The sequence below is a fragment of the Kitasatospora sp. NPDC051702 genome (genome assembly GCF_040681575.1).
Classification (GTDB): domain Bacteria; phylum Actinomycetota; class Actinomycetes; order Streptomycetales; family Streptomycetaceae; genus Kitasatospora.
Genome location: NZ_JBFAZB010000009.1, coordinates 47,512 through 67,019, shown reverse-complemented (window position 1 = coordinate 67,019; position 19,508 = coordinate 47,512). Strand labels below are relative to the sequence as shown.

Here is a 19,508-nt window from a genome sequence, read left to right as displayed (position 1 = left end):
CTCCCGGCCGCTCCCGGCCCTCAGCGTGCCGACGCTCGCCGCCCGGCCCGCCGTCCAGGACACTGAACGCCATGACTGATGTGCGCGAGATCCTGGATTACCAGACCTTCGGCCGGGCGGTGCGCGAACTCGCGCAGACGATCGCCGACGACGGCTACGTGCCCGATCTCGTCCTGAGCATCGCCCGCGGCGGCGTGTTCGTGGCGGGCGGTCTCGCGTACGCGCTGGACTGCAAGAACATCCACCTGGTGAACGTCGAGTTCTACACGGGCGTGGGCACCACCCTCGACATGCCCGTCATGTTGGCTCCCGTCCCCGCGGCGATCGACTTCACCGAGAAGAAGGTCCTGATCACCGACGACGTCGCCGACACCGGCAAGACGCTGAGGCTGGTGCACGACTTCTGCCTCGACCACGTCGCCGAGGTCCGCTCCGCCGTCATCTACGAGAAGTCGCACTCCCTGGTGAAGTGCGAGTACGTGTGGAAGAGGACCGACGACTGGATCGAGTTCCCGTGGTCGGCGGAGGGCCCGGTCGTCCGGCGCGACGGCCAGGTGCTCGACGCCTGACCGCCGGCTCGCCGGCCCTTCGACAACGGGAAGGGGGCGCTCGCCGGCTTCACGTGACACCACCGACCCCCAGCGCCGACCGGCCGGGCGGATCACCGGTCGGCCGAGGGGGCCGCCCGTCACCGGACGCCCGAAGGGGCGGCCGGGCTGTCGGCTGCTTCGCGTACCGCGGCGGCCGTGGCGATGGCGGGGCCGGCGAGTTTCCGTCGGTGGCCGGGCGTGGGGAAGGACACGGGCGGGACCAGCTGTCGAAGCGCTTCCGGACGGGTTCCGGCCTCGGGCCGGGGCGGCGCCCGGGTAGTGTTCCGGACGCCGCTTGGTGGCCGTGATCAGCTGGCGGGGGTGCCGACGGTGTTGGTGAGGTCGACGGTGGCCCACGCACCGTTGGGCTGCAGCGCGGTGAGGTTCAGGTGTCCGCCGTTGAGGGAGCCGCGCGAGTAGATCGCCAGGGTGCCGTCGGGGTCGGTGCTCGCGCTGACCGCACCGTCGGTGGCCGGGGTGCCGACGAGGGTGTTCAGGTCGGTGGTCGCCCACGTGCCGGCGGCGGACTTGTAGGTGATCTGCAGGTGCCCGTTGTCCGCGTTCGCGGTGGCCACACCGACCGTCCCGTTGGTCTGCGTGAACGTCGACGGCGCACCGCCCGCAGAAGCAGGAGTACCGACGGTGTTGGTGAGGTCCACGGTCGCCCACGCACCGCTGGGCTGCAACGCCGTCAGGCTCAGGTGGTTGCCGTTCACGGACCCGCGCGAGTAGATCGCCAAGGTGCCGTCGGGGTCGGTGCTCGCACTGACCGCACCGTCCGTCACCGGAGTACCGGCCGTACCGGTCAGGTCGGAGGTCGCCCACGTGCCCGCGGCGGACTTGTAGGTGATCTGCAGGTGCCCGTTGTCCGCATTGGCGGTGGCCACACCGACCGTCCCGTTGGTCTGCGTGAACGTCGACGGCGCACCGCCCGCAGAAGCAGGAGTACCGACGGTGTTGGTGAGATCCACGGTCGCCCACGCACCGTTGGGCTGCAGCGCCGTCAGGCTCAGGTGGTTGCCGTTGACCGAGCCCCGCGAGTAGATCGCCAAGGTGCCGTCGGGGTCGGTGCTCGCGCTGACCGCACCGCCGGTGGTGGGGGTGCCGACGGTGTTGGTGAGGTCACTGGTGGCCCAGGTGCCGGCCGCCGAGCGGTAGGTGATCTGCAGGTGCCCGTTGTCCGCATTGGCGGTGGCCACGCCGACGGTCCCGTTGGTCTGCACGAAGGCGGCCGGAGAACCGCCCGCCGCCGCCGGCGTTCCCACCACGTTCGTGAGGTCCGCCGTCGTCCAACCACCGCCCGCCAGACGCGCCGTCATCTGCACGTGCCCGTTCGCGGACCGGCTGAACGTGTAAGCCGTACCGTCCGCACCCGTCACCGAACCACCGTCACCCACGGCCGGCTTCCACGCCGGAGCGGGCGGCGGTGTGGTGGTGGACGGGTAGGGGTCGGCGTGGTCGGCTCCCAGGCTCGCCGCCGGCCCGCAGCGCGGCCAGGCCCCCTGGCCCTGGCCCGCGAGGACCTTCTCGGCGACCAGGATCTGCTGCTGCTTGCTCGCCTGGTTCGCGTAAGGGGCGTACGCACCGCCGCCATAGGCCAGCCAGGTGCTGCGGCTGAACTGCAGGCCGCCGTAGTAGAGGCCGTTGCTGCTGACGATGCTCCAGTTCCCCCCGCTTTCACAGGCGGCGACCTTGTCCCAGGTCGAGAGGGAGGCGGCGGAGGCCTCGCCCGCGGCGAGCGTGCCCGCCGCAGAGGCGAGGAGGCCTGCAGCGAGGAGGGAGGCGAGGGCGGTACGACGTGCGGGGGCGGTCACGGCGGGCTCCATGGGCTTGGCGGCAGCGTGTTCGAGCGAAGAGAACGGAGGGCGGGTGGGCGTGCTGTGCGCGGGCCGGGCCGGGTGTCGCAGCCGGGCCCGCGCACAGCACGGGGGCACGCCGGTGGTCAGCTGGCGGGGGTGCCGACGGTGTTGGTGAGGTCGACGGTGGCCCACGCACCGTTGGGCTGCAGCGCGGTGAGGTTCAGGTGTCCGCCGTTGAGGGAGCCGCGGGTGTAGAGGGCGAGGGTGCCGTCGGGGTCGGTGCTCGCGCTGACCGCGCCGTCGGTGGCCGGGGTGCCGACGAGGGTGTTCAGGTCGGTGGTCGCCCACGTGCCGGCGGCGGACTTGTAGGTGATCTGCAGGTGCCCGTTGTCCGCATTGGCGGTGGCCACGCCGACCGTCCCGTTGGTCTGCGTGAACGTCGACGGCGCACCGCCCGCGGACGCGGGGGTACCGACGGTGTTGGTGAGGTCCACGGTCGCCCACGCACCGTTGGGCTGCAGCGCCGTCAGGCTCAGGTGGTTGCCGTTCATGGACCCGCGCGAGTAGATCGCCAGAGTGCCGTCGGGGTCGGTGCTCGCACTGACCGCACCGTCCGTCACCGGAGTACCGGCCGTGCCGGTCAGGTCGGAGGTCGCCCACGTGCCGGCGGCGGACTTGTAGGTGATCTGCAGGTGCCCGTTGTCCGCATTGGCGGTGGCCACGCCGACCGTCCCGTTGGTCTGCGTGAACGTCGACGGCGCACCGCCCGCCGAGATCGGCGTGCCGACCACGTCGGTGAGGTCGACGGTGGCCCAGGCACCGCTGGGCTGCAGCGCCGTCAGGCTCAGGTGACCACCGTTGGCCGAGCCGCGCGAGTAGATCGCCAAGGTGCCGTCGGGGTCGGTGCTCGCACTCACCGCACCGTCCGTCACCGGAGTACCGGCCGTGCCGGTCAGGTCGGAGGTCGCCCACGTGCCGGCCGCCGAGCGGTAGGTGATCTGCAGGTGCCCGTTGTCCGCGTTCGCCGTCACCACGCCGACGGTCCCGTTGGTCTGCACGAAGGCGGCCGGAGAACCGCCCGCCGCCGCCGGCGTTCCCACCACGTTCGTGAGGTCCGCCGTCGTCCAACCACCGCCCGCCAGACGCGCCGTCATCTGCACGTGCCCGTTCGCCGACCGGCTGAACGTGTAAGCCGTACCGTCCGCACCCGTCACCGAACCACCGTCACCCACGGCCGGCTTCCACGCCGGAGCGGGAGCGGGGATCGGGGTGGAGTCCTCGACGACGTTCTTGTAGCGCAGCGCCTTGTACTCGCCGTTGGGGTGCCCGTCGATCCTCGCCGCGTCGATCGAGACGCCGGTGATGTGCTTCACCGGGGTGGACCCGAAGGAGTAGTAGGAGAACTTGGTGTGGGCGGCGTCGTCCCACTTCTCGAAGAGCAGGACGTGGTTGTAGTAGGAGTTGAGGACGTCGCCGGCCTTGAGGTCGCTGCGGCTGATCTCCCTGGTGAAGCCACCGTCCACCAGCCCCTGGGTGTTCGGGCTGCTGCCCAGGTGCCAGGCCATGGAGACGTAGCCGGAGCAGTCGGTGCGGTAGGAGCGGCCCGAGGAGTCGAGGGCGGAGCCGCCCTGGCTGTAGACGAGGCTCTTGTTGTACCAGAACTGGGCGCGCTCGATGATCTCGGCGCGGGTGATCTGGCCGCCGACCGAGGAAGCCTGCGCGGCGGTGGCGGTGGTGGTGGTGACGGTCGTCGCGACGACGGCGCCGGACACGGCGATCGCAGCCGCCAGGGTGACGCGCAGCAGCTTCGAGGTCTTCGAGGACATGGGTGCACTCCGCAAGCGTGAGGAAGGGGTGAGGTCGGTGGGCGGGCGCCCGCGAGCCGGGCGTGGACGGCTGCCCTGCAGGAGCAGCGGTCGGGGGGCTGTGGGCAGACCTGCGCGGTACGGCGGCGGTACGGCCCTCGTGCCTGTTTGGGCGACGAGGGATCGGCGATGTGGGTCCGGCTCGCGTCCCGCGGTGACGCTTCGTTCGGCCCGCCTCCCGGAAGGGGTGCTCCCTGGCGGCGATCACTAGCTTCGTCGCAGCTCAGGGCGGGTGGAAGGGCTTTCGGATGGACGCAATCGTCCATGGCCCCTTCCGGCCAGCGGGGCCGAGAACGAGTTCGAACGCGGGTCCCCGGCCCCGTCCCTGTGTCAGGTCGCGTGCCAGGCGTACGCAGACCTCGGCGACACCCCGCGGCGAGTGGTCACCGGGCCGCGGGGCGGTGGCTGGGCCCCGGTGGCTGTTCTGCGGTGGCCGCGGCGACCTCGTGGCGTGAGCGGACGCCGAGCTTGCCGAGGATGTGGGAGACGTGGGTCTCCACCGTGCGGCGCGAGAGCAGCAGCATCGCGGCGATGTCGGGGTTGGACAGCCCCTGCGCGAGCAGGTCGGCGACGCGCTGTTCCGTCGCGGTCAGGGCGCCGCGGCCCGAGGCCGGCCGGGAGCGCGGCCCGCGGATGCCGGCGCGCACTCCCCAGGGGCGCAGGCGGGCGGCGGCGCGGCGGGCGTCCCAGACCGCGCCCAGCCCGGCGTAGAGCGCGAGGGCCTCGCCGAAGGCGGCGCGGGCCGCGGCGCGGTCCCCGGAGGCGGCCCGGAGCACGGCGAGGTCCTCCAGGGCGTTGCCGAGGTCGGGGGGCCGGTCGGCGGCGCGGTGGTGGTCGATCGCGACGCGCAGCCGGTCCGGGTCGTCGTGCAGCAGTGCCTGGCACCATCCGGCGGCGGCCCGGGTGGCGGGCAGCGGTTCGATGTGGGCGTTGCGCCGGCTCTCGAGCGCCGCGGCGCGGGCGGTGCCCCGGTCGTCCACGGCCAGGGCCAGGCGGACCAGGGCGACCAGCCACTCCGGGTGCCTCCGGACGTCGTACTCGTGGGCGCGGGCCAGCAGCACGGCGAGCACGTCGAGGGCCTCGCGGGGCCGGCCGGTGCGTTCGAGGACGAGGCTGCGGGCGACGATCCGGTAGGAGGCCGCCACGGGCCAGGTCGGCGGCGCGGCCTCGTCGTCCGGCGTCGCCGCGGCTTCCGGGTGCCCGGGTGTCTGCGGCCGGTTGTCGCGGCGGGCGCTGATCAGCGTGTGCAGGCTGTGCCGGGCGAGTTGCCAGCGGCCCTGCGGGAGGTCGGTGACCTCGTCCAGGACCGCCTGCGCGTCGTCCCAGCGGCCGTGTTCGTAGTGCCGCTCGGCGATCCTGACCAGGTTCATGGAGAGCAGCGTCGCCCCGGTCCGTTCGGCGACGGTGCGGGCGCGGGCCAGGGCCTCCTCCGCCTCCCGGGGGCGGCCGAGGCTGTCCAGTGCCACGGCCCGGTGGCCCAGCAGCATCAGCCGCAGGTCGACGGGTTCGGGGTCGTCGCCGATCTGCGCCAGTGCGAGGTCGGCCAGGACCAGGGCGCCGGGCTGGTCGCCCTCCCGGCTGCGGATCAGGGCGCCCGCGTTCAGGGCGTAGCCGACGGTGGTGGCGTTGTTGAGCCGCACCCCTTCGGCGAGTGCTTCGGCCATCGCCGCGCGGCCTCCGCCGAGCCGGCCCTGGAAGCCCCGGGCGAGCGCGAGCAGGGCCAGCAGCCCCGCGCGCCAGCGCGGCGCGAGCCGCGGGTCGCCGAGGGCCGCGCGCCAGTTCGCCTCCACGTCCTGGTAGCGGCCGGCGCGCAGCGCGATGCTGGTGAGCAACCAGCGGGCCCGGCCGGCGAGTTCGCGGTCGGAGGTCTCCAGCAGGATGGTCCGGGCCAGTTCCTCCGCGCGCTCGACGGGGCCGGTGCGGAAGTAGAGCGTCGCCAGCTGGTCGGCCAGCACGTGGTGCCTCGGGCCGTGCGCGTCCGTCTGCCGCAGGGCGTGTTCGAGCAGCTCGGCGGCGATCCCGGGGGCCCGGTCGGCCAGTCGCGCCGCGTTGTCGGCGAGCCACTCGCACTCCCGCTTCCACTCCCAGCCGTCGGCGTCCCGCACGGCCGGCAGGATCAGCTCGGCGACGCGTTCCACCGGCGCCCCGGCGGCGATCAGCTGCTGTGCCGCGTGCTGCAGGAGCCCGGTGCGCAGCGCGGGCGGCATGGCCTCGTGGAGGACTTCCTGCAGCAGGGCGTGGCGGAAGCGCAGCCGGGTGCCGGCGGGCTCCAGCACGCCCGCGCTCAGTGCCTCGTCCACCGCCGCCAGGAGGCGGCCACGGCCGGCCGCGTCCGTCGGGCCGAGGGCACCGCCCCTCGCCGCTGCCGTCAGGTCGGCCGTCGAGAACGCGGGCCCGAGCAGGGACGCGAGGCGCAGCATCTGCCGGGCGTCGGCGGAGAGGCAGGCCAGCCGGTCGGCGATCACGTCCGTGAGCGCCCGGAGCTCCCCCGTGTGGTGGCCGCCGGCGGGCAGTTCGACGGTGCCGGCGGCGCGGTGCAGGGATCCGGCGCGTTCCAGGGCGTTCAGCAACTCCCTGACGTACAGGGGGTTTCCGGCCGCTGAGGTGAGGCGTGCGGCGAGCCGGGGCCCTGCGGTCCCGCCGGTCAGTGCGCCGGCCAGCTCGGTCACGCTCGCCTCGCTCAGGCGGTCGAGGGAGAGCACCTGCCCGCCGTGGGGCGGGAGTTCCCGGCGCAGCCGCACCAGGGCCGGTCGGCTCGGGGCCGGTCGGCAGGTCCCGATGGCCAGCAGCGGCCGGTGGGCCGCGGTGCGGCAGAGGCGGCGCCACAGCAGCAGGGTGGCCTCGTCGGCCCGGTGGAGGTCCTCCAGGGCCAGGACGAGTGGCCTGGAGGTGCACAACCGGTCGATGCGGGTGAGGAGTTGTTCGGTGGCGGCCGTCACGGGATCGGTGGCGAGGCCGTGCCTGTCCCGGCCCGACCGGGCCTGCGGGCATCGACGGGCGGGTGCGGCCTGCGCGTGCCGGGGGTCGGCCGACGGCGGGTGCACGCCGAGGAGTCGGGTCATGGCCGAGAGCGGAAGCCGTTGCGCCAGTTCGTCGCAGTGCCCGAGGAGCACCGCGCAGCCGGCGGCCCGGGCCGCGGCGAGCGGGGCGGCGAGCAGGGCGGACTTGCCGATGCCCGGTTCGCCCTCGACCAGCAGGCTGCTCCCGCGGCCGGCCGCGACATCGGTGACCAGGGCCTCCAGCAGGGCCTGTTCGACGTCCCGTCCGGTCACGCCAACCATCTGCCGAATCAGCATGTACATGACTTTAACCAGGTCGGGTGCCGCGCCAAACGTCTCGCGCGTCACGCCCGGCTCGCCGAGGCGCCATGTCCCGACCCCGCACGGTGCTGCGGGATCTCCGTGAGGCTCACGGATGTCTGCGGGGATGCTGCGCCGGAGGATCGTCCGACAGCCGCGGCGCGGCCACCGCCGCACGAGCGGCGCTCCCCTGTCGCCCCACCCGGACACCCGTCACCACGTGAGGAAGGCCAGCCATGTCCTTTCGACGCTCAGCCCGACGCTCAGCCCTGAGGATCGCCGCGGCAGCGGCGGCCGTCTCGGCGATCGCCCTGCCCGCTTCCACCACGGCCTCGGCTTCCACCCCTGCCTCCGCCCCTGTCTCCTTCTCCGCCGAGTCGGCGACCGGAGCGGCGGGCGCGCCGGCGGCGGCAGCGGTGCAGGCCGGATTCATCGTGAGCAAGGCCCAGTTCGGCCGGATGTTCCCGAGCAAGAACCAGTTCTACACCTACGAGGCACTGGTCGGTGCGATGAGCGCCTACCCCGTCTTCGCACACACCGGGGACGACGCGCTCAAGCGCCGGGAGGCCGCGGCGTTCCTCGCCAACATCAGCCACGAGACCGGCGGCCTGCGCTACATCGTGGAGCAGAACACCGCCAACTACCCGACGTACTGCGACACTTCCCGGTCCTACGGCTGTCCCGCGGGGCGGGCCGCCTACTACGGACGGGGTCCGCTCCAGCTCAGCTGGAACTTCAACTACAAGGCGGCCGGGGACGCCCTGCACATCGACCTGCTCCACAACCCGGGCCTGGTCCAGACCGACCCCCAGGTCGCCTGGAAGACCGCGCTCTGGTACTGGAACACCCAGTCCGGTCCCGGCTCCATGACGCCCCATCAGGCGATGGTCAACAGCGCCGGGTTCGGCCAGACGATCCGCAGCATCAACGGCGCCCTGGAGTGCAACGGCCGGAACCCCGCCCAGATGCAGGACCGGGTCAACCTCTACCAGCGGTTCGCCCAGATCCTCGGCACCTCCCCCGGCGCCAACCTGACCTGCTGAGAAGAGCGGAGACCCCATGCACAGGTTCCTGACCAGGCTCCTCGTCGCGGTGGCCGCCACCTTGACCACCGTGCTGACCGCCGTGGTCCCGGGCGCGGGCACGGCGGCCGCGGGTACGGCGGCCGCGGGCACGGCGGCGACGGCTGCTGTCAACCACACGGTGACGTTCGTCAACCACTCCTCGCAGACGCTGTGGATCGGCAGCGGCGTCAACGCCGACGGGTCCAAGCAGTTCGCCCGGCTGCCGGTCCTGGCCCCCGGGCAGTCGGCGACGGTGACGATCCCCGAGACGACCGCCCCCTTCCACTGGCGCGGCAAGTTCTTCGCCCGGCAGGGGTGCGGCGGCGCCCCCGGCAGCACCTTCCACTGCCGGGTGGGCGACTGCGGGGCGTTCGCCGACCACTGCACGACGGGCGAACAGCCCGCCAGCTTGGCCGAGTTCAACTTCGACAGCAAGGACGGCGCCGCGCCCTGGTACGACGTGAGCTACGTGAACGCCTTCTCGCTGCCGGTCACGATCACCCCGGTGAACGCCACCGTCCCGCCCGGCGGCGGCTGCGACACGCGGGGCTGCACGGCGAACCTGCTGCCCGTCTGCCCGCCCGCCGACCTGACGCGCGGGCCGGACGGCAAGCCGCTGCTGTGCACCAACCCCAGCCGGGACACCCCCAGCGACTACAGCCGCGCGCTCAGCGCGAGGTGCCCCAAGGCCTACACCTGGTCCAAGCAGGACCAGGTGCCGGGCAACAAGGTGATGCAGCAGTGCAGCCACTGCAAGGGCTTCACCGTCACCTTCGGACCCGCCGCGTGAGCCGCCCGTCCCGCGGCCCCGCCACGGCCACGGCCGCGACCACGCGATCACGTGAGGAGAGGAGCACGGTGTCCCGTCGCCTACGCCTGTTCACCGTCGTGCCCGTGCTGTTCGCGGTCCTGACCGGGCTCACGGCCGCCGGCCCGGCCGACGCGTCCGCCGCCGTGAAGAAGAAGGGCGTCAGCGCCTGGAACTTCCCCGACGTCACCGGCGCACTGGCCGACGTCAGGGCCGGCTGGTTCTACACCTGGGCCTCGGACCGCCAGCAGATCAGGCCGCCGGCCGGCGTCGAGTTCGTCCCCATGATCTGGGGCGCGGCCTCGGTGACCGACGCCCAGCTCAACACGGCCAGGAAGGAGGGCAGCACCCTGCTCGGGTTCAACGAACCCGACCTGCCGGCGCAGGCGAACATGAGCCCGGCCAGGGCCCTCGACCTGTGGCCGCGGCTCCAGTCGACCGGGATGCGCCTGGGGGCACCCGCGGTCGCGGGCGGCGGCGACGTCGCGGGCGGCTGGCTCGACCAGTTCATGAAGGGCGCCGCCGCCCGCCACGAGAAGGTCGACTTCATCCCCCTGCACTGGTACGGCTCGGACTTCCGCGCCGACGCCGCGACCGGCCAGCTGCGCGGCTACCTCCAGGCCGTCTACAACCGCTACAAGAAGCCGATCTGGCTCACCGAGTACGCCCTGATCGACTTCTCCCACGGCACCCCGAGGTATCCGACGCAGGACCAGCAGGCCGCGTTCGTCACGAAGTCGACCGCCATGCTCCAGGGCCTGCCCTTCGTCGAACGCTACGCCTGGTTCACCCTCTCCGCGGACCGCGGCGGCAGCGGCCTCTACAACCGGGCGACGCCCAACAAGGTGGGCGCGGCCTACCGCGCGGCCGGCTGAGCACGGACCCCGCCCGGGCGGTGCGGGTCGATCCGACCCGCACCGCCCGCGGTCGCGGGCGATCAAGGGGCCTGAAGGCCGTGCCGCAGCCGGCTTCCGACCCGAACCTGATGCGGGTGGCGCCGGACCAGGCTCCTGCGGCCTGACGGCCCGCCCTGCGGGACGCGCGCGGAGCGCACGGGGATGTTCCCCGTGCGCTCCGCGCGTGGTGAAGCCCCTGCCACCCGGACGCGGGCGGGCCGCCGTCAGCGCCCGGTCAGCAGACCGCGCACGAAGGCCGCCTGGCCGACGTGCTGCAGGTCGTCGGCGATCACGCTGATCAGACGCACCCCGAGGGTGACCGGTGGCTGCCACGACTCGTCGACGATCCGGGCGAGGGAGCGGTTGTCGAGGCCTCGCACGTACTCCGTGGTCCGCGCGTGGACGGCGTCGTGGTAGCCCGACAGCAGGTCGGCGGTGGCGGTGACCTGGGCGACCTGCGCGGGCCGGTGCCCGTAACCGGTGGCCGACGCGGCGAAGGGCAGGGCGAACCGCTCCGCCCAGCCCTCGGCGGTCCACACCTGTTCGCGGTCGGCCGCGTCGGCGACGTGGTCGTCCTGCACCCGGGTGAGGTGCCAGACCAGCCAGGCGATCGAGTTGGCCGAGTCCTGCACCCGGAACGCCAGCTGGTCGGGAGTCAGACCCTCGACGACGTCGGCGACCGTGGCACGGATCCGCTCGAACGCGTCCACGAGAAGCTCCGCGCTGGTCACACCGGTCACCGTCGTCTCCCGGTCGAGTAGGCCGTCCTTGTCGGCGGCACGGCGAGCCGCACCGCCCCGCCGATTGTGTCCCGCCCCCGGGCCGCCGGCCACCCGGCGTTCCACCACCCCGACCCCACCACACTTCCACCGCTAAGCACAGATGCTTGCTTCGCGCCGCCCGAAGGGTCTACAGTCCTTCCCGTAAGCACAGATCGGTGCTTACGGATTCCGAGGAGAGTGCGGACGATGAAGCAGCTGCTGTTCCCGAACAACATCCAGTTCTGGTACGAGACCCTGCGCTCGATGAGCCACATCGCCTACGGCGGCGCGGACTTCGGCGAGGTCGTCTCCACCGCCGACCGCATCACCGAGGGCGACTACGGCAGCTGGTACACCGAGTGGATGGCCACCGCCGACCGCGTCGCCGGCCAGGCCGAGGAGTCCCTGGCCGCCGGCCACCGGGTCAGCGCCCGCGACGGCTTCCTGCGCGCCTCCAACTACTACCGCTCCGCCGAGTTCTTCCTCCACGGCCACCCCTGCGACCCCCGCCACGACCACGCCTACGACCGCAGCGTCGACACCTTCCGCTCCGCCGCCGCCCTCTTCACCCCGATCATCGAACCCGTCCAGATCCCCTACGAGGACACCACCCTGCCCGGCTACCTCTACCGCGTCGACGACACCGCCACCCCCCGCCCCACCCTCATCATGCACAACGGCTTCGACGGCACCGCCGAGGAACTCCACTACTTCGGCGCCATGGCCGGCGTCGAGCGCGGCTACACCGTCCTGACCTTCGACGGCCCCGGCATGCCCGGCCCCCGCCACCACCAGAACCTGCCCTTCCGCCCCGACTGGGAGAACGTCATCACCCCCGTCGTCGACTACGCCCAGACCCTGCCCGACGTCGACAACGACCGCATCGCCCTGCTCGGCATCAGCATGGGCGGCATCCTCGCCCCCCGCGCCGCCGCCTTCGAACACCGCCTCGCCGCCCTCATCACCGTCGACGGCCTCTACGACCTCGGCCAGACCACCACCCGCAACATCCCCGGCACCCGCGAAGAAGCCGAACACCTCCTGCGCGCCGACACCGCCCCCGAACTCGACGCCGCCCTCGACCACCTCATGGCCACCGACCCCATCGCCCGCTGGGCCATCAACCACGGCATGTACGTCATGGGCGTCGACACCCCCCGCGCCTTCAACGCCTCCTACCTCGACTACACCCTCGCCAACGGCATCGCCGAACGCATCCAGTGCCCCACCCTCGTCTGCGACGCCGAAGACGACATGTTCTTCCACGGCCAGCCCGAACAGCTCTACCACCACCTCACCTGCCCCAAGACCCTCATGCACTTCACCAACGACGAAGGCGCCGGCGCCCACTGCCACCCCGGCGCCATGCGCCTCACCCAAACCCGCATCTACGACTGGCTCGACGACACCCTCGGTACGACCACCGCCTGAGGACCTGACCGTCCGACACCGCGCCGGGCCCACGGGCCCGGCCCGCGGACCGTCCATCGGCTGCAGACCCATTGACCGAGGAAGCACCAGGAGACACACGTGCGGCTGATCGTAGGAATGACAGGGGCGACCGGCTCCGTCCTGGGAGTCCGGCTCCTCCAGGAACTGCACCGGCACCCCGAGGTGGAGACGCACCTGGTGCTGACGCGCTGGGCACGGGCCACCCTCGAACTGGAGACCGGGATGAGCTCCCGCGACGTCGCCGCGCTGGCCGACGTCGTCCACTCCCCGGACGACCAGGGGGCCTCCATCGCCTCCGGCTCGTTCCCCGCCGACGGGATGGTGATCGTCCCGTGCAGCATGAAGACCCTCGCCGGGATACGCACCGGGTACGCCGACGGTCTGGTCGCCCGGGCCGCGGACGTCACGCTCAAGGAGCGCCGCAAGCTCGTCCTCGTCCCCCGCGAGACCCCGCTGAGCGAGATCCACCTCGACAACATGCTCGCCCTCGCCCGCATGGGCGCCGCCATCGTGCCGCCCATGCCCGCCTTCTACAACCACCCCGCCACCGTGGACGACGTCGTCGACCACATCGTGGCGAGGATCTGCGACCAGTTCGGCATCGACTCGACCCGGGCCCGCCGCTGGGAAGGCATGCGCGCCGCGGCCACCCCGCGCGTACCGGCCCTCCAGAGCAACCAGTGAAGGAAGCGCACCCCATGAACCACCCCGTGAACCACCCCAAGGACCTCCGCGGCCACATCGCCGCGCTCGAAGCCCTCGGCGACCTCAAGCGCGTCCGGCGCGAGGTGAGTTGGGACCTGGAGGCCGCGGCGATCACCCGGCTCTCCTACGAGCGCACCGCGCCCGCACCGCTCTTCGAGAACGTCGGCGGCGCCGAGCCCGGCTTCCGCCTGATGGGCGCACCCGCCTCGCTGAGCTCCGCGCCCGGCAAGCCGCTCGCCCGGGTCGCGCTCTCCCTCGGGCTGCCCCCGGAGCTGACCGCCGCGCAGCTCGTGGACACCCTGGCGGCGACCCGGGACCTGCCGCCGGTGCCGCCCAGGCTGGTGCCCCGCGACCAGGCCCCCTGCAAGCAGAACGTCCTGCTCGGCGAGGACGCGACGCTGGAGCGCTTCCCGATCCCCCGCGTCCACGAGCAGGACGGCGGCCGGTACCTCAACACCTGGGGGATCATCGTCGCGCGCACCCCGGACGGCTCGTGGACCAACTGGTCCATAGCCCGCATCATGATGATCGACGGCAAGCGCATGACCGGCCTGGTCATCCCGCCCCAGCACATCGGCCTCATCTGGCAGGAATGGGTGAAGATCGGCAAGCCCATGCCCTACGCCCTCGTCCAGGGCGGCGACCCGGCGATCCCCTTCGTCGGCGGCATCCCGCTGCCCGACGGCGTCGACGAGGCCGGCTACATCGGCGCCCTGCACGGCGAGCCGGTCGAGGTCGTGAAGTGCGAGCTGTCCGACCTCGAGGTGCCCGCCGGCGCGGAGGTCGTCATCGAGGGCCACCTGTCCGTGGAACGCTCCGCCGTCGAGGGGCCGTTCGGCGAGTTCGCCGGGTACGTCCCCGACGAGGCCTCCCACCAGCCCGTCTACACCGTCGAGTGCATCACCCACCGCGACGCCCCGATCTGGCCGATCGTCGCCGAGGGCCGCCCGGTGGACGAGTTCCACACCGTCACCGGAGTGGGCATCGCCGCCGACGTCCTGCACGACCTGCGCGCCGCCGGCCTGCCGGTCACCACCGCCTGGTCCCCGCTGCGCGCCGCCTCCCACTGGCTGGTGCTCACCGTCCCGGCGAACTGGCGCGAACTCCTCCCGGACACCGACTCCGACACCGACACCGACTCCGACATCGACTCCCAGGAGTTCGTGCATCGCATCGGCGAGGTCATGGCCGGGGGGAGCCGGGGCGGACGGCTCCACGCCCGGGTCTTCGTCCTCGACGACGACGTCGACCCCGCCGACGACACCGACCTGCTGTGGGCGCTGGCCACCCGCATCCACCCCACCGACCGCGCCGAGGTGTGGCACGGCCCGATCCACCCCCTGATGAACTGCTACCACCCCGACGAGCGGGCCACCATGACCGGGCCGGTCGTCCTCCACGACGGCCTCCAGCCCGCCCCCGGCCAGGGGCGCATGCCGCACAGCTCCTTCGCCGAGGCCTACCCGGCCCACGTCCGCCGGCGCGTCCTCGACCACTGGGACGACGAGGCCTGAGGACGCCGGCCACGGCTCCGCCCCGCCCGGGCCCACGAGGTCGGGAAGGCCCACCTGGTCCCCAACCTCGTCGCCAACGCCGTCCTGTCCGCTTCCCGGCCCCCGCACCCGACCGGCACCGGCCCACGCCACCGGGCCCGCGCCCGCGGTAGAGCCACGCCTGCCCGGGCGGTACCCCGAAGGCCTGCCGCTTCTCGGCACCGACCTTCACGACCCGGTGCACGTCGACCGGCCGTCGGTGCCAGGTAGGACATGCCGACGTCCGACGCCCGGGTCAGCGGACGGGGAAGGCGGCCGGCCGTTGCCAGGCCCTCACGTAGTCGACCGTCAGGTGTCCTTCGCTGCCGGGCGCCGGCGGGACCTTGGAGTAGACGAAGTTGCTGAGGAGGACGTTCACCGGCCGGTTCGAGGCCCTGCTGCTGTGGTGGACGACCCGGCCGTCGATCCACCAGTCCGTCCCCCAGGGCTCGATGTCGACGCCGTAGGTGTGGAAGTCCGCCGTCGGATCGAACGCGGGCCGGTGCACCACGCCCGCGGCGTTCGGGTCGGGGAGGGCGGCACCGGGCCAGGTGAACCAGGACGGGGCTTCCTGCTGGGCCCTGCTCGCGTTGTGCTGGCTGAGGTAGAGCCGTGAGTGGTCGTCCGAGTAGAACTCGAAGGCGTCGGTCTCGCCGTGGGCGGGGAGGGTGACGCCAGGCGCGGACCACGTCCACAGGGCCGGCCAGAAGCCCTTGGGCGCCGGGAGCTTCGCCCGCACCTCCGTGTAGCCGTAGGTGAAGGCGTAGGAGGGCGACGTGTTGATCATGCAGCTGGACCACGCGTAGCGCTTCCCACTGGCGCTGGTGACGGCGTCCGGCCTGGCCGTGATGTCCAGCGCGCCGCCGGAGACGGCGCAGTTCGCCGGCTGGTCGAATTCGAGCTGCTGGTTGCCCGGGTTCCCGGTGCCCAGGGGGTTGGCGGACCAGTCGGCCTCCGCGTCCGACTGGTACGACCACCTCGTCCGGTCCAGCGACGTCCCGTCGAACTCGTCGGCGAACTTCAGGTCCCACCGGCCCGTCGGTCCGGTGGGCGCCGTCCGCGACGGTGGCGAGGGCGCCGTGGTCGAGGGCGCCACGGGATTCGCCGGGGCCGGTGCGCCGGGCGACGGTGCCGAGGGGAACGGGGGCCGGCTGCTCAGCGGGGTGATCGGGAACGGCCACGACCCGCTCCCGGGCGAGGGCCAGGGCGGCGCCGTGCCGATCTGACGCGCCGCCACGGCCGTCGGCGAGGCGAGCACGCACAGGGCCGCACCGGCCACGGACGCCGCGGCGAGCTTCAGGAGTTTCGACAAGGGATCCGCCGTTCTGGGACCGGTCACGGCAGGGACCGACCCGATGACCCGGGGCACCGTAAGAGCCATGTGTGGGGGGACCGGCACTGCCGGCGGCAGGCGGTTGCGATCGACTCTCGCACTCGTCCCGGGGAACCGCTCGTCGTACGGTGCGAAGGGGGTGACCCACCGACAGGTCGGGTCGATCCGGGATGGGACCTCGGGCTGACCGCGGGACCCGATCCGTCGGCGCATGCCCCCGCGGGGGCAGCCAGGGCGGTGGCAGGCGCTCAGTACCAGCCGTACCGCCACACCCACGCCGATCCACCGCTCACGGCGCCACCACGGGCAGCGCGACCACGGGGGCGGCCCGCCGAGCCACGCCCGGCCGTACCGCCCAGCTGCGGGCGCGAGTGCGGCTGCGGGGCCCTCGGGATGGCAGGCTTACGCCGAGCACATGATGATCGTCATCCGACCGCCCCAGGGCCACACCCGGCGGTCGGGCGCGGAGGTGGGGACCATGAATCCGGCGGACACGCCCTTGATCGGCCGGGAGCACGAACTGGCCCTGCTGCACTCGTTCGTGACCGCCCCCGAGGGGCGGGCGCTGGTGCTGCGCGGCGAGGCGGGCGTGGGCAAGAGCGCACTGGTCGACCGTGCGGCCCGCACGGCGGCCGAGGCGGACCACGCACTCGTGCGGGCCACCGGGGTGGAGGCCGAGTCGGAGCTGCCGTTCGCCGGCCTGCACCAGTGCCTCCACCCCCTGCTCGACCGCACCGCCCGCCTCGACCCGCGCCAACGCACCGCCCTGGACGTGGTGTTCGGCGGCGGCAGCGGTGCGCCGCCGTCCGTGCTGTCCCTCGGCATCGCCGTGCTGGACCTGCTGGCACTCGCCGCCGCCGAACGGCCGCTGACGCTGCTGATCGACGACGGCCAGTGGCTGGACGACGCCAGCGTCGAGGTGTGCGGGTTCGTGGCACGCCGGCTGGCGGACCTCCCGGTGAAGATGCTGATCGCCCTGCGCTCCGAGGTGCGCTGCGCCTTCGACCACGCCCGGCTCCCCGAACTTCCGGTCGAGGCCCTGGCGGAGGACGCCGCCGGGCGCCTGCTGGAGCTGCGCCACCCCCGGCTCGACGCCCGGGTGCGGCGGGCCGCCCTGGAGCACGCCCGGGGCAACCCGCTGGCCCTGCACGAGCTGCCGCCCTACCTGGCCGCGCCCGACCTCGCCGGTGACCTGCTCGCCACCCCCGGGGTGCCGCTGCCCAGGCGCCTCCAGCAGCTCTACGGCACGCGGATCGAGCGCCTGGCCCCCGCCGTCCGGGCGGAACTGCTCCGCGGCGCCCTCGACGGCGCCGCGGCCGGCCGGCTCCGGGGCCGCGTCCACGCCACGCGGTACCGGATGCGCGGGGTCGAACCGGCCGTCGAGTCGGGGCTGCTCGACGTCGACACGGCCCTCGGTGACTTCGTCTTCCGCCACCCCCTGGTGCGCTCCGCCGTCATCCAGCTGGCCACGCCCGACGAGCGCCGGTCCGCCCACGCCGAACTGTCCCGGGTGCACCGGGCCGACACCGAGCGGCACGCGGGCCACCTGGCCGCAGCGGTCGTCGAGCCGGACGAGGCGGTGGCCGCGGTGCTGGAGGCGGCGGCCGACTCCGCGACCCGGCGCGGTGGCGCGGCGGCCGCCGTGGCCTGGCTGACCCGCGCGGCGGAGCTGAGCGAGCGGCCCGCGGACCGCTCCCGGCGCCTCGGTGACGCGGCCTACCTCGCCGCGCAGGCCGCGCTGCTGGACGAGGCGCAGCGGCTGCTCCACCGCTCGGACCCGGAGCCCGGCCCGGCCGGTTCGCTGGCCGCCGTCCTCACCTCCGCGCACGCGGACTTCGTCCGGGCCGGAGCGGTCCGGCCGGCCTTCCAACGGCTGGCGGCGGCGGTCGAGCGGTGGTCGGACGGCGGCACTCAGGGGGAGGCAGGCGACGGGGCCACCCTGGCCCGGGCGGCCGACACGCTGGTCACCATGGCCCACTACGCGGGCGACCCCGCCCTGTGGCAGCGCGTCGAGCGGATCCTCGACGCGCTCGGCGACCGGGTGCATCCGCTGACGGCGCTGTACCGGGACGCGAGCGCCGTGGCGCGCAGCGGTACGGGGCTGCGCGAACGTCTGGAGCGGGCGTTCGCCGCCGAGGCGCACCTCGCGCCGTGGGACCTGGCCCGGCTGGGTGTCTGTGCCTCCCACGTCGACGCGCTGAGCCAGTACCGCGTCCAGCTGCGGCACGCCGTCGAGCGGGAGCGGGAGGAGGGCGCGGTGTCGAGCGTGATGACCATGCTGCGGATGCTGATGCTCGACCAGATGTACTCCGGCGAGTGGGCGGAGGCGGAGCGTACCGGGCAGCAGGCGCTGGAGCTGTGCACCGCGCACGGTCACGTCCTGCTCGCGTACCACACCCGGGCGGTGCTGGGGCAGTTGGCGGCCCGGCGGGGGCGGCTGGGTGCCGCGCGGGAGCTGCAGTCCGCGGTGGACGCCTGGGCCCGTCCGCGTGGGGTGGGTCTGCTCACCCAGATCACGGAGGCGATCGCCACCGGGGTGGCGCTCACCGAGGGGGACTTCGAGGCGGCCTACCTGTACGCGATCGGGATGACGCCGCCGGGCAGCTTCGAGCGCCACGCCCACCAGATCGCCCCGCGCGCGTTGCTGGAGCTGGTGGAGGCGGCGCTGTACAGCGGCCGCCGGGAGCAGGCGCGGCGGCACGCCCTGGCGGCGTGCGAGGCCGGGCTGCCGGAGGCGTCGCCCCGGCTGGCCCTGTCCGCCTACGGCGGCCTGGCGATGACCGCGGAGGATGCGGCGGAGGCGGCGGCGATGTACGCGCGCGTCGAGGCGCACCCGGCGGCCGGGGACTTCCCCTTCGAGGTGGCGCGCGTCCGTCTGGCCTACGGCATCACGCTGCGGCGGCTGAGCGAGCCGCGGGCGGCCGGGCAGGCGCTGACGCTGGCCGTCGGGACGTTCGACCGGCTCGGCTGCGCGGAGTGGGCGGACCGGGCCCGCGCCGAACTCCGGGCCGGCGGCCGGCCTGCGGCCCCGTCGGGCCCGTCGGCCCCGGACGCCGCGGTGCTGACCTGGCAGGAGCGGCGGATCGCCGAACTCGCCGCGACCGGGCTGACGAACAAGGAGATCGGCGAGCGGATCCGATTGTCCCCGCGGACGGTCAGTTCGCACCTCTACCGGGTCTTCCCCAAGCTCGGCGTCACCTCCCGCGCCGCCCTGCGCGACGCGCTGGGCGGCACACCGGGCGGCACTCCGGCCGGCGACACCGGGCACTGACACCGGGCAGGGGTGAGGCGGCGGGCATTCGCGCTCTCCGGCGGCCGAGGCGACGGCTACGCCCCACCGTCGCGCTGAAGGCTGCGCCGGTCGCCTGCCAGACTGTGGGACCCACCGGGCAGCGCGAAGCAAA

General features: G+C 73.5%; 13 protein-coding genes. 8 read left to right on the top strand and 5 right to left on the bottom strand.

Features of this window, described 5'->3' with window-relative positions:
* Nucleotides 1-71: 71 nt before the first annotated feature.
* A complete protein-coding gene (locus AB0N04_RS10735) occupies nt 72-569 on the top strand; it encodes a phosphoribosyltransferase (RefSeq protein ID WP_360215317.1) in 498 nt (165 codons plus the stop codon).
* Between the two features lie 329 nt (nt 570-898).
* On the opposite strand, the gene AB0N04_RS10730 is transcribed toward AB0N04_RS10735, so the two are convergent.
* The 3 genes from AB0N04_RS10730 to AB0N04_RS10720 form a co-directional block, all read right to left on the bottom strand.
* The gene (locus tag AB0N04_RS10730; protein WP_360215314.1) at nt 899-2,404 is read right to left on the bottom strand and encodes a transglycosylase family protein; all 1,506 of its coding nucleotides are present in this window, start codon (nt 2,402-2,404) and stop codon (nt 899-901) included.
* Between the two features lie 128 nt (nt 2,405-2,532).
* Nucleotides 2,533-4,215 carry a hypothetical protein gene (locus AB0N04_RS10725; protein ID WP_360215311.1) on the bottom strand — a complete coding sequence of 561 codons (1,683 nt, stop codon included), beginning with the start codon at nt 4,213-4,215 and terminating at the stop codon, nt 2,533-2,535.
* Nucleotides 4,216-4,637: 422 nt separating this feature from the next.
* The gene (locus AB0N04_RS10720; RefSeq protein WP_360215308.1) at nt 4,638-7,550 is read right to left on the bottom strand and encodes an AAA family ATPase; all 2,913 of its coding nucleotides are present in this window, start codon (nt 7,548-7,550) and stop codon (nt 4,638-4,640) included.
* Between the two features lie 239 nt (nt 7,551-7,789).
* Here AB0N04_RS10720 and AB0N04_RS10715 point away from each other — a divergent pair, with 239 nt between their 5' ends.
* From AB0N04_RS10715 to AB0N04_RS10705, 3 genes are all read left to right on the top strand, one after another.
* Nucleotides 7,790-8,596: a chitinase gene (locus AB0N04_RS10715; protein ID WP_360215305.1), complete on the top strand. Its 807-nt coding sequence runs from the start codon at nt 7,790-7,792 to the stop codon at nt 8,594-8,596.
* Nucleotides 8,597-8,612: 16 nt separating this feature from the next.
* Nucleotides 8,613-9,407, top strand: coding sequence for a thaumatin family protein (locus AB0N04_RS10710; RefSeq protein WP_360215302.1), 795 nt, complete (start codon nt 8,613-8,615; stop codon nt 9,405-9,407).
* Nucleotides 9,408-9,475: 68 nt separating this feature from the next.
* Nucleotides 9,476-10,300 carry a glycoside hydrolase family protein gene (locus tag AB0N04_RS10705; RefSeq protein WP_360215299.1) on the top strand — a complete coding sequence of 275 codons (825 nt, stop codon included), beginning with the start codon at nt 9,476-9,478 and terminating at the stop codon, nt 10,298-10,300.
* Nucleotides 10,301-10,545: 245 nt separating this feature from the next.
* On the opposite strand, the gene AB0N04_RS10700 is transcribed toward AB0N04_RS10705, so the two are convergent.
* The gene (locus AB0N04_RS10700; protein WP_360220084.1) at nt 10,546-11,052 is read right to left on the bottom strand and encodes a DUF664 domain-containing protein; all 507 of its coding nucleotides are present in this window, start codon (nt 11,050-11,052) and stop codon (nt 10,546-10,548) included.
* Between the two features lie 237 nt (nt 11,053-11,289).
* Here AB0N04_RS10700 and AB0N04_RS10695 point away from each other — a divergent pair, with 237 nt between their 5' ends.
* From AB0N04_RS10695 to AB0N04_RS10685, 3 genes are all read left to right on the top strand, one after another.
* Nucleotides 11,290-12,513: an alpha/beta fold hydrolase gene (locus tag AB0N04_RS10695; protein ID WP_360220087.1), complete on the top strand. Its 1,224-nt coding sequence runs from the start codon at nt 11,290-11,292 to the stop codon at nt 12,511-12,513.
* Nucleotides 12,514-12,612: 99 nt separating this feature from the next.
* Complete coding sequence (locus tag AB0N04_RS10690; RefSeq protein ID WP_360220090.1) at nt 12,613-13,218, top strand: non-oxidative hydroxyarylic acid decarboxylases subunit B; 606 nt, start codon at nt 12,613-12,615, stop codon at nt 13,216-13,218.
* A gap of 14 nt (nt 13,219-13,232) precedes the next feature.
* Nucleotides 13,233-14,753, top strand: a complete 1,521-nt coding sequence (locus AB0N04_RS10685) for a UbiD family decarboxylase (protein ID WP_360220093.1) — start codon at nt 13,233-13,235, stop codon at nt 14,751-14,753.
* A gap of 274 nt (nt 14,754-15,027) precedes the next feature.
* On the opposite strand, the gene AB0N04_RS10680 is transcribed toward AB0N04_RS10685, so the two are convergent.
* Entirely contained in the window at nt 15,028-16,083 is a 1,056-nt protein-coding gene (locus AB0N04_RS10680) for a glycoside hydrolase family 16 protein (RefSeq protein WP_360220096.1), read from the bottom strand.
* Nucleotides 16,084-16,582: 499 nt separating this feature from the next.
* Between AB0N04_RS10680 and AB0N04_RS10675 the strand changes: the two genes are divergently transcribed.
* Nucleotides 16,583-19,375 (top strand): AAA family ATPase, encoded by a 2,793-nt coding sequence (locus tag AB0N04_RS10675; RefSeq protein ID WP_360220098.1) that lies wholly within the window; start codon nt 16,583-16,585, stop codon nt 19,373-19,375.
* Nucleotides 19,376-19,508: the final 133 nt, after the last annotated feature.